This window comes from Flavobacterium hydatis (assembly GCF_000737695.1).
GTDB classification, from domain to species: Bacteria; Bacteroidota; Bacteroidia; order Flavobacteriales; family Flavobacteriaceae; genus Flavobacterium; species Flavobacterium hydatis.
In genome coordinates this window covers 1-12,861 of the sequence record NZ_JPRM01000016.1, presented here as the reverse complement: position 1 = coordinate 12,861, position 12,861 = coordinate 1, and the positions used below count along the sequence as shown (strand labels likewise).

The following is a 12,861-nucleotide window of genomic DNA, read 5'->3' as shown; positions in this document are numbered from 1 at the left end:
TAAAAGTATAAAAAAAATCCCGCCTCAATTAAGAAACGGGATTAACAAGATATTCTCTTTTTTTATTTTAAACTGTTGCTGCAATTTCTTGTGGCAACGGAATTTGATTTTTAAGTAAATCTTCGAATGTTTCGTGTTGTCTAATCAAGATTCCTTTTCCGTTCATCCAAAGAACTTCTGCTGGTTTGTATCTTGAATTGTAGTTTGAAGACATAGAGAAACAATATGCTCCTGCATTTCTGAAAGCTAGAATATCACCTTCGGTAATTTCCGAAATTCTACGGTTGTTTGCAAAGGTATCTGTTTCGCAAATGTACCCTACTACTGAGTAAAAACGCTCTTTCCCTTTTGGGTTTGAGATGTTTTCGATATGGTGTTGTGAACCATAAAGCATTGGACGAATTAAGTGATTAAAACCACTATCGATTCCAGCAAATACAGTTGATGTTGTTTGTTTTACAACATTTACTTTCGCTAAGAAGAAACCTGCCTCACTTACCAAGAATTTTCCTGGTTCGAAAATCAACGTTAAATCTTTCCCGTATTCTGCACAGAAAGAATTGAATCTTTTTGATAGTTTTTTACCTAATTCTTCAATATCAGTTTCGATATCATCTTTTTTGTATGGTACTTTAAATCCGCTTCCGAAATCTAGAAACTCTAAGTTTTTGAAGTGTTTTGCTGTATCAAACAAGATTTCGGCAGCATACAAGAATACTTCGATATCAAGAATATCCGATCCTGTGTGCATGTGAATACCTACAATACTCATTTTTGTATTCTCTACAATTCTTAATATATGAGGAATTTGATGTACCGATATTCCAAATTTACTATCGATATGTCCCACAGAAATATTAGCATTTCCTCCTGCCATTACGTGCGGATTGATACGAATACAAACTGGTGTATTAGGATATTTGGTTCCGAATTGCTCCAGAATAGATAAGTTGTCGATGTTTATTTGCACACCCATTGCAGCAACTTCTTCAATTTCTTCTAAAGAAACTCCGTTTGGTGTGTAAAAAATTCTCTCAGGCTCATATCCAGCGTGAAGTCCAAGTAATACTTCTTGAATAGATACTGTGTCTAATCCAGACCCCATATCCTTTAACAACTGAAGTATTGCTACATTAGACAAAGCCTTCATGGCATAGTTAATTCTAAGATTCTCTACTTTAGAGAACGCTTTAGTTAACCTGTTGTATTGTGATTGGATTTTTTCAGCATCATACACATATAATGGACTTCCAAATTGGTCTGCTAATTGCAGTAAATCTTTTGATTGCATTGTTAAACTATTTTTGACAAATTTATTACTCTTTTGAATACCCACCAATAAAATGCAAAATAATAACAAATTATAACAATTTGTTTAAAAACAAACATTTTGTGCACAATATTAGAAATTAGTTTCTAAGGTTCTCAGTTGCTAAGTTACTAAGTTTTTTTCAGAAAAAACCTTTGAACTTTAATGCCTTACAATCTTATAACTTAAAACCAAAAACCCTTGAATAAATAACATTCAAGGGTTTTCTTTTGTTGTGTTGTTTGTTGGTTTATAGACTTGGTAAGTCTCCGCTTCCTTTTGTTGGTAAATTTGTAGATCCCATTAAATATAAATCTACTTCTCTTGCTGCCTCACGGCCTTCGGAGATTGCCCATACAATTAGGGATTGTCCTCTGCGCATATCACCAGCTGTAAAAATATGAGGAACATTTGTTTGATAATTTGTTGCTTTGTAATTGCTTCTCATATCCAACTGTAATCCTAATTGATCGCTTAATGTTTTTTCTGGTCCTGTAAATCCAAGTGCCAATAAAGCTAAATCACATGGCCAAATTTTCTCTGAACCTTCTTTCTCTATAAGTTCTGGTCGTTGTCCTGGTGTCATTTTCCAAGCTACTTCGACAGTTTTTAAACCTACTAATTCCCCCTTTTCGTTTGCAAGAAACTCTTTTGTATTTATTAACCAGTTTCTGTCACAACCTTCTTCATGAGAAGATGATGTTTTAAGTTGCAACGGCCAAAATGGCCAAGGTGTAGTTTCGCTTCTTCCAACTGGTGGTTTAGGCAAAATCTCAAAATTAGTAACCGATTTTGCTCCGTGTCTGTTTGAAGTTCCGATACAATCTGATCCTGTATCTCCACCTCCAATAACAATAACGTCTTTGCCTGTAGCTTTTACTTGGTTTGGAATTTCTTCTCCAAATAAAACTTTTGTTTGTTGTGTTAAGAAATCCATTGCTTGAACAACGCCTTTGCTTTCGATTCCTTTTGTTGGTAAGCTTCTTCTTTCGGTTGCTCCTCCACATAAAACAATCGAATCGAATGCATTTAGTTCTTCGATACTATAATTAACTCCAACATTTACATTGGTTTTAAATACAATTCCTTCGGCTTCTAATATTACTACACGTCTGTCGATTATTCCTTTTTCTAATTTAAAATTTGGAATTCCGTAACGCAATAATCCACCTATTGCATTGTCTCTCTCAAAAACGGTAACGGTATGACCAGCTCTGTTTAATTGTTGTGCCGCTGCCAAACCTGCAGGACCTGAACCAATAACAGCAACTGTTTTTCCTGTTCTCTTTTTTGGTGGTTGTGGTTTAATCCAACCTTCAGCAAAACCTCTTTCGATAATATTTTTTTCGATATTTTCTATCGCAACTGGTTCTTTGATAATTCCTAATACACATGATTTTTCACATGGAGCTGGGCATAAACGACCTGTAAATTCAGGGAAGTTATTTGTAGACTGCAAAATTTTTAATGCACTCTCCCACTCTTCCTGATGTACCATGTCATTAAAATCAGGAATTAAATTCCCTAACGGACATGCACTGTGGCAAAACGGAATACCACAATCCATACATCTTGAACCTTGTTCTTTGATCTTATCTTTTTCTAAGGTTATCGTAAACTCATTATAGTTTGAGATACGTTCCTTAACAGCAATATTACTTTCGTCTGCTCTATTATATTCTTTAAATCCACCTATCTTACCCATGACTTTTTTATTAAATTTAGTAGTGAGATGTGAGAAGTAAGTTGAAAAAATCAAACTTAGTACCTCTGCACATTTGTAACTCAGAACCTCTTAATCAGCTATTAATTCTTCAATTTGCTTTTCTTCTGCTATTCTCTGTAATGCCTTTTTATAATCTGTTGGCATTACTTTGATGAAATGTTCCTGTTCGTTTTCCCAGTCTGCCAAAAGTCTTTTTGCTAATGGACTATTTGTGTATAACGAATGGTTCTTGATTAAACGTCTTAACTTGATAAAATCATCTTCTTCCATAGGATCAAATGCAACCATTTCCATGTTACATAATGTAGAATCGAATTTTCTATTCTTGTCGTAAACGTAAGCAACACCACCGCTCATACCTGCAGCAAAATTTCTTCCGGTTTTACCTAAAACAACGACAGTTCCCCCCGTCATATACTCGCATCCGTGATCTCCAATTCCTTCTACAACAGCAGTTGCTCCAGAATTTCTCACACAAAAACGTTCTCCAGCCATACCATTAATGTATGCTTCACCAGTAATAGCTCCGTAAAGGGCAACGTTTCCAATAATGATATTGTCTTCAGGTTTGAAAGTCGCCGTAGGAGGTACTTTTACAATTAATTTTCCTCCAGAAAGACCTTTACCTAAATAATCATTACAGTTTCCGTGAATTTTAAATGACAATCCATTTGTTGCAAAAGCACCAAAACTTTGTCCGGCAGAACCTTCAAAATCAACTAAAATAGTGTCATCGGGTAATCCTTGTGCACCATAGATTTTTGAGATTTCATTACTCAAAATCGCACCTACAGAACGGTCTGTATTTTTAATCTTAAAAGTTACTCTTGTTTTCTCTTTTCTATAGATAGACGGAATAGCTTCTTTAATTATGTCAAAATCCAATACATTTTCAAGTTGGTGATCTTGAGTTGTTGTATTATGATTTGGTTCTGTTTTTGCTTTTTCTGGTTTGTATAAAATAGAAGACAAGTCTAATCCATTAGCTTTATAATGTTTGATAGCTTTGTTCACATTTAATTTTTGTGATTGCCCTACCATTTCTTTTAAAGTTCTGAATCCTAATTGTGCCATGATTTCTCTTAACTCCTCTGCAATAAAATACATAAAGTTGATTACATGCTCTGGTGTTCCTTTGAAATTTTTTCTTAATTCTGGATCCTGTGTAGCAATACCAACTGGACAAGTATTTAAATGACAAGCTCTCATCATGATACATCCTGAAGCTACAAGTGGCGCCGTAGCAAAACCAAATTCTTCCGCTCCTAATAAAGCTGCAATAGCAACATCACGTCCCGTTTTTAACTGACCATCACACTCTAATACTACACGACTTCTTAAATCATTTAAGATCAAAGTTTGTTGGGCTTCCGCCAAACCAAGTTCCCAAGGAATACCTGTATGTTGTAAAGATGTTAATGGTGCAGCTCCAGTTCCTCCGTCATAACCAGAAATCAAGATCACATCTGCTTTTGCTTTGGCAACACCAGCAGCGATTGTTCCTACTCCTACTTCCGAAACTAATTTTACGTTAACACGCGCTTCACGATTGGCACTTTTTAAATCAAAAATTAATTGAGATAAATCTTCAATAGAATAAATATCGTGGTGAGGTGGTGGAGAAATAAGCCCAACATAAGGTGTTGAATTTCTAGTTTCAGCAATCCAAGGCACTACTTTTTCGCCTGGCAATTGTCCTCCTTCTCCAGGTTTAGCACCTTGAGCCATTTTTATCTGAATCTCTTTAGCATTTGTCAGGTAATTGATAGAAACACCAAATCTTCCTGAAGCAACTTGCTTGATAGCACTATTTCTAGAATCTCCATTAATTTCTTTCTGGAAACGTTTAGGATCTTCTCCTCCTTCTCCCGAATTACTTTTTCCGCCAATTCTATTCATAGCAATTGCTAAATTCTCATGTGCTTCTCTACTAATAGATCCATAAGACATTGCGCCCGTTTTAAATTTTTTTACAATTTCTGTCCAAGGCTCTACTTCATCAATAGAAATTGGATCTAGGTTATTAAATTCAAATAATCCTCTAATTGTCATAAGGTTTGAGCTTTGCTCATTGACCATATTAGAATATTCCTTATAACTTTCTGGGCTGTTTAAACGAACTGCTTGTTGTAATTTGGCAATTGTAGTTGGGTTGAACATGTGTTTTTCACCTGATCTTCTCCATCTGTAAATACCTCCAATTTCTAATGGCAATAAATTGGCAATTTTAGAATTTGGAAATGCTTTTTGGTATCTTTTCTTAACTTCTTTTTCAATTTCCATTAAACCGATTCCCTCTATTCGAGATGGTGTATATGGGAAATATTTAGATGAAAAAGTTTTATTTAAACCTAAAATTTCAAAAATTTGTGCAGCTCTATATGAGTGTAATGTAGAGATACCAATTTTATTCATAATCTTAAGAATACCTTTTGCAATAGCTTTATTATAATTTGCAATAGCATAATCGGCTTTTATTCCTGTAATAAAACCTTGTTCAACTTGATTATGAATAATTTCATTTACCATATAAGGATTAATAGCACTTGCTCCATAACCAAATAATAATGCAAAATGATGTGGCTCACGTGGTTCTGCCGATTCGATTATAATTCCGAATTTAGAACGAACCTGCAAAATATTCAATGAATGATGAATATAAGAACAAGCCAATAACATAGGTATTGGTGCTAATTCTTTGCTCACTCCTCTATCAGACAGAATGATAATATTGTGTCCTTCGTTTACAGCTTTAAAAGTTGCCTGAACACATTTTTCTAAAGCGCGCTCTAAACCATTTACTCCTTTTTCTATTTTATACAAAGTAGAAATTGTTGCTGTTTTAAAATCTGCGTGGTCTATATTCTTGATTTTATCTAAATCCTCTTTTGAGATAACTGGATTTTGGATTTTTAATTTTTTGCATTGTTTTGATTCAATTTCAAAAATATTAAAATCTCCTCCTACTGCTAAACTGATATCTGTGATAATTTCTTCACGAATACCATCTAAAGGCGGATTGGTTACTTGAGCAAACAATTGTTTGAAATAATTATACAATAACTGTGGTTGCTCCGACAAAACTGCCAATGGAGTATCATTACCCATAGAGCTAATTGCCTCTGCTCCCTGAGATCCCATTGGGTTAATGATTGTTTTTAAATCTTCGATTGTATAACCAAATAATCGTTGTCTTGTCTCGAAATCAATACTCTCGATAGGAGTAGGATTATTAGTATAAGGTACCTTAGCTAATGGCAATAAATTATCATTTAGCCATTCTTTATAAGGTCTTTTTGTTACAATATCATTTTTAATCTCATCATCTTCTATAATACGACCTTCATTCATATCTACCAAGAACATTTTTCCTGGCTCTAAACGACCGTGCTGTATTACATCTTCTGGCTTAATATCAAGAACACCAATCTCTGATGACATGATTACGAAACCACTTTTTGTTAAAGTATAACGAGAAGGACGCAATCCATTTCTGTCAAGCAAGGCTCCAATTACATTTCCATCTGTAAACGGAATAGAAGCTGGTCCATCCCAAGGCTCCATAATACAAGCATTATATTCGTAAAATGCTTTTTTATCTTCAGACATTGTTTGGTGTTTCTCCCAAGCTTCTGGTACAACCATCATCATGGCTTCAGGCAGTGATCTTCCAGTCATTAACAGTAATTCTACCACCATATCCATAGAAGCTGAATCTGATTTCCCTTCTAAGATGATAGGAAATAATCTTTTAATATCATCTCCAAAAATATCACTTTGCATCAATTCTTCACGAGCTCTCATTCTGCTAATGTTTCCGCGAAGTGTATTGATTTCTCCATTATGACACATATATCTAAAAGGCTGAGCCAACTCCCAAGATGGGAATGTATTTGTAGAGAAACGTTGGTGCACTAATGCCAAACGTGTAACTAAGTCAGTATCTTTTAAATCGGTATAATATCCGCTGATATCTTCTGGCATCAACAAACCTTTATATATAATGGTTGTTGTAGATAAACTAGAAAAATAAAACATATGACTCTCAGAAGTCTTGGAATTTCTGACAGCGTGTTCTGCTATTTTGCGAGCTGCAAACAACTTAGCGTTAAATTGTTGTTCTGTTAGTTCTTGCCCATTTTTACTAACAAACACCTGCTTAACGGTCGGTTCTTTTTCTGCTGCAATTTCTCCTAAACTATTTACATCAACCGGGACATCTCTCCAGCCTAAAATAGCTAAGTTTTGCTCTTTAATGGTTGTTTCAAATGCATTTATACAAAATGCTACTTGATTTTTACTTTTAGGTAAAAAAACCATTCCTACTCCATACTCTCGTGTTTCAGGGATTTCAAAATCACAAACTTTCTTAAAAAAATCATGTGGGATATCAAATAAAATTCCAGCACCGTCTCCAGTTCTTCCATCAGAACTAACTGCACCACGATGTTCCAATTTTATTAAGATATCCAATGCTTTATGAATGATGTCATTAGACTTAATACCATTCAAATTACAAATAAATCCTGCACCACAATTGTCGTGTTCAAATTCGGGCAGATATAGCCCTTGTTCTTTAACTTTCATTCTTGATATTTTTTTTACAAAAATAAAGATTCTGTTAAACATACTTTATCAAATAAAGCATATCACTTACATTTTTATACTAATAATAGAAAAACAATCCTAAATTATCAATAACATTATTTAACCCACCCCGAATTGACAAAATCATAATTGGAATTTCATTTTTATAGACAAAATCCCGATTACGCACCAAAAACAGCAACATTTTATGTTAAATCTCAAACGATATAGTGTCTTTGAATTAACATTCATTGCACAATTATTTAACTCAAAATTTTAATTAATTTTAAAGAAAAAGCATTGCGAAATAAGTCTTGCTTTTTATTCCAAAAAGATTTCTTTTTAAAGTTGATTTTTGCTATTTTTGTCCCACTTTTATTCTGAAATTAATTCAGAACCAGACAAATTCTATATTATGAACATACACGAATATCAAGGAAAAGAAATTTTAGCTAGTTACGGAGTACGCATCCAACGCGGAATTGTAGCTAATAATGCGGTTGAAGCTGTAGCTGCTGCAAAACAATTAACTGCTGAGACTGGTACAGGATGGCACGTTATTAAAGCACAAATTCACGCAGGTGGACGTGGAAAAGGCGGTGGAGTTAAGTTAGCTAAAAACTTACAACAAGTTGAAGAAATAGCTGAACAAATCATCGGAATGCAATTGATTACACCTCAAACTTCTGCTGAGGGTAAAAAAGTAAATAAAATTTTAGTTGCTGAAGATGTTTACTATCCTGGTGAAAGCGAAACTTCAGAATTTTACGTTTCTGTTTTATTGAATAGAGGTACAGGTCGTAACATGATCATGTATTCTACTGAAGGTGGTATGGACATCGAAGAAGTTGCTGAACACACCCCACATTTAATCTTTACAGAAGAAGTTGATCCATCTGTAGGATTACAAGGTTTTCAAGCAAGAAGAATTGCCTTTAACTTAGGTCTTTCTGGAAATGCTTTTAAAGAAATGGTAAAATTCATTGACTCATTATACAATGCTTACATTGGTTCTGATGCTTCTATGTTTGAAATTAATCCAGTTTTAAAAACATCGGATAATAAAATCATGGCTGTAGATGCTAAAGTAAATATCGACGATAATGCTTTATACAGACAAAAGAAATATGCTGAAATGCGCGATATTCGTGAGGAGAACCCAATCGAAGTTGAAGCAAAAGAGGTAGGATTAAACTATGTAGATCTTGACGGTACTGTAGGATGTATGGTAAACGGTGCTGGATTAGCAATGGCTACTATGGACTTAATTAAGTATGCTGGTTTCGAACCTGCAAACTTCCTTGACGTAGGTGGAACTGCTGATGCTAAACGTGTTGAAACAGCTTTCCGTATCATTTTAAAAGATCCAAACGTAAAAGCCATCTTAATCAACATCTTCGGAGGAATCGTTCGTTGTGACCGTGTTGCTCAAGGAGTTGTAGACGCTTACAAAAACATGGGAGACGCTATTAAAGTGCCAATCATTGTTCGTTTACAAGGTACAAATGCTGCTATTGCAAAAGAACTAATTGACAATTCTGGAATGCCAATTTTATCAGCAGTAGAATTTCAAGAAGCTGCTGACCAAGTTAAAGCTGCACTTTCTTAATCAAATAAGAAATCAATTATATAGAAAATCCTTCCGATATTATCAGAGGGATTTTTTTTTGTTTTATAAAGTCGTATGTATAATAGAGATAAACTGCAGTGCGTACAACCTTTCGTGTAATCCATACTATTTTTTAACTAAGAAACACACTAAAGTTCCCTCTAGCCTTATGATTAAAACGCAAAGTTCACAAAGCTATATGAATATAACTTTGCAAACTTTGCATTTATTATAGAGTTCTTACTATGTAAAAAAACTAAGTATGTTTTGCTAGTTAAATTAATTATTTCAGAACAGTAGATAATTCCACAAGTTCAAATGTTGGATCATTTACAATAAACTGTCTAAACATTGCAGCATGACCAGCACCAACTAAAACCATTATTTTATCATCTTTGCTTTCAGTTAACTTTTGGATTAAAGAATACATATACAAGTTTCGTTTATACCAGTTTGCTACTAAAGAAGCTCCTGTAAAATCATCTGAATTTCCAGTTCTATTTGCTACTTCAAAGTACCATTGTAAATTATCTTTATCAGCTTCTTTTTCATTGTAGTATAATATAAGTTCAGTCAAAGTACTTTTTGAGATTCTTTCATTTTGATCATTCTCAAATTTTTTCATCAATTCCGCAGTCCTTTCCTTTAAATCCTTTTGATTAGCTTTATCCATACTTATCATTAAACTGTCATAAGAAAAGCGGTTACGATAATCGATTCCGTATAATTTTTTATGATTTAGTTTTTTAGCAGTGCGAAGTGCCAGTTGCGTAATTTCGTTTGCGTCTTTTTTAAAAAGACTATCTATGTTTTTATTGTAAAACTTATCTAATTCGGCTTGTTTGGTAAATTTCCATTCAACAAAAATTTTATCTGGTCCAAATTTCTTGATTTTGTCACTAATAGTTTCAAGCTCTTTTTGACTTTTTTCAGACATAACATTAAACGTTTTTGTTTTAGCAATATCATTTCCAGGATTTGCAAAATGAAAAGTTCCAATTAGCAAGATTTGTTTCTTTTTTGTTTGAGCAGAAGATAGATTAAACGTAATAAGAGCTAGTAATAAAATAATTTTTTGCATGATGATTTTGTGTTTAAATTCATTGCAAATGTATGAGCAGATTTCAAGCATTTTTTTCAGTTTTGATGAACACTAAGTTTCACTTGACCAACTGCCAATATTCTGCTTTCAAAATGTTCATATAATGTTTTTCAAGGTTCGTCATTAAAAAACAAGATTTCATATAAACATCATTTCCATTTAAAGTCATAATTGTATTTTTGAGCTTATAACTATCATTTATGAAACTTAAAATACCTTTTTACTACCATATAATCCTTTTCTTTGGATTATTCCTAACCTACTGTCTTTGGGATTATGGAATTAATAATCGATCAGTAATGATAGAGCAGTCCAAGCTTTATTTCTGGATGACATCAACTTTCATACTTTCTGTTTTTGTGGTATATATTGTAAATTTTTATACAGTCTGTGATTGGTTTTTAAATAAAACGAAAATCCATTATTACTTTATAAGCATTCCTTTTTCATTGACACTTTTCGCTGGTGTCAGATATTTATTTCAAGAAGTAATTATGTTTCATATTATTGGAGTACACAACTATGCTATTGGCGATTTAGAATGGAAGTTTTACATTCCAGATAATTTCTTTTTTGGTTTACCTGCTGTTATTTTTAGTGCTTTAAGCTATTCTTTTTGGCAATTTCAGAGTGCACAACAGCAAAATCAGGAATTACTTTTAGAAAACAAAAAAGCAGAATTTCAAATATTGAAAGCTCAGGTGAGTCCTCATTTTTTATTTAACACATTGAATTCTTTTTACAGTCAGCTAATTTTAAAAAATGATGAAATGGCTTCGGATATTTTAGTACTTTCCGATTTACTTCGTTATGTTATTACAGAAACAGACAAAGATCAGGCAGTACTTTCAAAAGAAATTCAGTTCATCCAGAACTATATTCATTTACAGAAAAAGCGATTTGAAGATCAGTTATATTTAGATTTTACCATTGAAGGAAATTATTCGAATGAAAGAATTCTTTCATCAGCCTTAATTCATTTTATAGAGAATGTTTTTAAACACGGAAAATTCAATACTGAGCAAGAAAAAGCAGCTATTACAATCAAAATAAAAGAAGATTTTTTAGAGATTTCAACTTTCAATCACACCGTTGAAGGTGAAAATTATTCTTCAACCGGAATAGGCTTTGATAATTTAACTAAAAGACTAGAGTACATGTATAAAAGCAAATTTACTCTTGAAAAAACCGAAGGAAATAATATCTTTAAAACCTACTTAAAAATACCTCTAAATAAATAATTTATGGCTTTAAAATGTATTATTGTTGATGATGAACCACCAGCAACACGTATTCTAGAGAATTATATCGATAAAGTTCATTTTCTTGAAAAAACTGGTGTTTTTAATGATTCATTAAAGGCTTTAGAGTTTTTAAATACACAAACAGTTGATGTCATTTTTTTAGACATTCAAATGCCTCAATTAACAGGTTTACAAATTTCAAAAATTATTTCAAAAGATATAAAAGTTATTTTCACAACAGCTTATCCTGATTTTGCATTAGAAGGATTTGAACTGAATGCAGTTGATTACTTACTAAAACCCATAGCTTTTGAACGTTTTTATCAAGCAGTCTCCAAATTAAATACTGACTCAAAAACAGAATTCTCAAACAATAACTCCACTGACTTTATTTTTATAAAAACTGATGGTAAAAATAAATTTCATAAGTTATTTTTAAATGACATTTTATATATAGAGAGTCTACAAAATTATGTTTGCATTCATACCGCAAAACAACAAATTATCACGCATTCATCTTTAAAAAACATAATTGAATCACTACTTGGAAATAATTTTATTCAGATTCATAAATCATATATAGTTTCCCTAAAACAAATCGAATCAACAGATAGCTTTTCTGTTTTCATCAATGCAAAAGAATTACCCATTGGAGCTACTTATAAAGATTCATTTTTTGAACAAATTGATAAAAACAGAGTCTAATAAATTAAATATTCACTATAACACACATAATCCATCAAAACCTACATTTCTAAAGACTTAATCCTAATTTTAAGAATTAACCTTTAAATCAAATAAATGCAAAGTTAAATCAAGGCGCTGAGTCTACGATATGCTATTTAACAGCAGTTTACTCATGGAAAATAATATTGTTTCTAATAGTAAGATTATAAAACTACAGACAGCAAAAGAAAACTTAGCTTATAAATCAATCTAGATTACATTAACTCATCGTAACTATAAATAAAACTTTACCGCAAAGAGCGCAAAGATAAGAAGCCACAAAGGTTCGCTAAGTCTATTAATTAAACTTTGCGAACCTTTGTGTAATCTTTTGCGCTCTTTGCGGTAAAACCTTTTTGCCTATTTCTCCTCCAAAAAGTAAGGCACAAAAAAAAATCCTCACCAAATAAATGATGAGGATTCTAAAGAAAGGCGACGACATACTCTCCCACATAACTGCAGTACCATCTGCGCAGGCGGGCTTAACTACTCTGTTCGGGATGGGAAGAGGTGAGCCCCGCCGCAATAACCACCTTAAGGTCGTTAGTTGCTTTAGGC

Annotated in this window: 7 protein-coding genes and 1 rRNA gene; 3 read left to right on the top strand and 5 right to left on the bottom strand. The window is 32.9% G+C overall.

Features of this window, described 5'->3' with window-relative positions:
* Nucleotides 1–67: 67 nt before the first annotated feature.
* From lysA to gltB, 3 genes are all read right to left on the bottom strand, one after another.
* A complete protein-coding gene (lysA, locus tag IW20_RS11590; RefSeq protein ID WP_035622262.1) occupies nt 68–1,291 on the bottom strand; it encodes a diaminopimelate decarboxylase in 1,224 nt (407 codons plus the stop codon).
* 268 nt (nt 1,292–1,559) lie between these two features.
* Nucleotides 1,560–3,014: a glutamate synthase subunit beta gene (locus IW20_RS11585; RefSeq protein WP_035622261.1), complete on the bottom strand. Its 1,455-nt coding sequence runs from the start codon at nt 3,012–3,014 to the stop codon at nt 1,560–1,562.
* A 90-nt stretch (nt 3,015–3,104) separates the two neighbouring features.
* A complete protein-coding gene (gene gltB, locus IW20_RS11580) occupies nt 3,105–7,622 on the bottom strand; it encodes a glutamate synthase large subunit (RefSeq protein WP_035622259.1) in 4,518 nt (1,505 codons plus the stop codon).
* Between the two features lie 415 nt (nt 7,623–8,037).
* On the opposite strand from gltB, the gene sucC reads away from it, so the two are divergent.
* On the top strand, nt 8,038–9,231 hold the full coding sequence (sucC, locus tag IW20_RS11575; RefSeq protein ID WP_035622256.1) for an ADP-forming succinate--CoA ligase subunit beta: 1,194 nt from the start codon (nt 8,038–8,040) through the stop codon (nt 9,229–9,231).
* Between the two features lie 283 nt (nt 9,232–9,514).
* Here sucC and IW20_RS11570 read toward each other — a convergent pair whose 3' ends face one another.
* Nucleotides 9,515–10,312 (bottom strand): DUF5694 domain-containing protein, encoded by a 798-nt coding sequence (locus tag IW20_RS11570; RefSeq protein WP_035622253.1) that lies wholly within the window; start codon nt 10,310–10,312, stop codon nt 9,515–9,517.
* Between the two features lie 221 nt (nt 10,313–10,533).
* Here IW20_RS11570 and IW20_RS11565 point away from each other — a divergent pair, with 221 nt between their 5' ends.
* Nucleotides 10,534–11,574, top strand: a complete 1,041-nt coding sequence (locus tag IW20_RS11565; RefSeq protein WP_035622251.1) for a sensor histidine kinase — start codon at nt 10,534–10,536, stop codon at nt 11,572–11,574.
* A 3-nt stretch (nt 11,575–11,577) separates the two neighbouring features.
* Complete coding sequence (locus IW20_RS11560) at nt 11,578–12,282, top strand: LytR/AlgR family response regulator transcription factor (protein WP_035622249.1); 705 nt, start codon at nt 11,578–11,580, stop codon at nt 12,280–12,282.
* 448 nt (nt 12,283–12,730) lie between these two features.
* On the opposite strand, the gene rrf is transcribed toward IW20_RS11560, so the two are convergent.
* Nucleotides 12,731–12,840, bottom strand: a 5S ribosomal RNA gene (gene rrf / locus IW20_RS11555).
* Nucleotides 12,841–12,861: the final 21 nt, after the last annotated feature.

Bases quoted from the DNA above. Each gene is read 5' to 3' on its own strand.
- gltB (WP_035622259.1), bottom strand. From the start codon at position 7,622: ATGAAAGTTAAAGAACAAGGGCTATATCTGCCCGAATTTGAACACGAC.
- IW20_RS11570 (WP_035622253.1), bottom strand. From the start codon at position 10,312: ATGCAAAAAATTATTTTATTACTAGCTCTTATTACGTTTAATCTATCT.
- IW20_RS11585 (WP_035622261.1), bottom strand. From the start codon at position 3,014: ATGGGTAAGATAGGTGGATTTAAAGAATATAATAGAGCAGACGAAAGT.
- IW20_RS11565 (WP_035622251.1), top strand. From the start codon at position 10,534: ATGAAACTTAAAATACCTTTTTACTACCATATAATCCTTTTCTTTGGA.
- lysA (WP_035622262.1), bottom strand. From the start codon at position 1,291: ATGCAATCAAAAGATTTACTGCAATTAGCAGACCAATTTGGAAGTCCA.
- IW20_RS11560 (WP_035622249.1), top strand. From the start codon at position 11,578: ATGGCTTTAAAATGTATTATTGTTGATGATGAACCACCAGCAACACGT.
- sucC (WP_035622256.1), top strand. From the start codon at position 8,038: ATGAACATACACGAATATCAAGGAAAAGAAATTTTAGCTAGTTACGGA.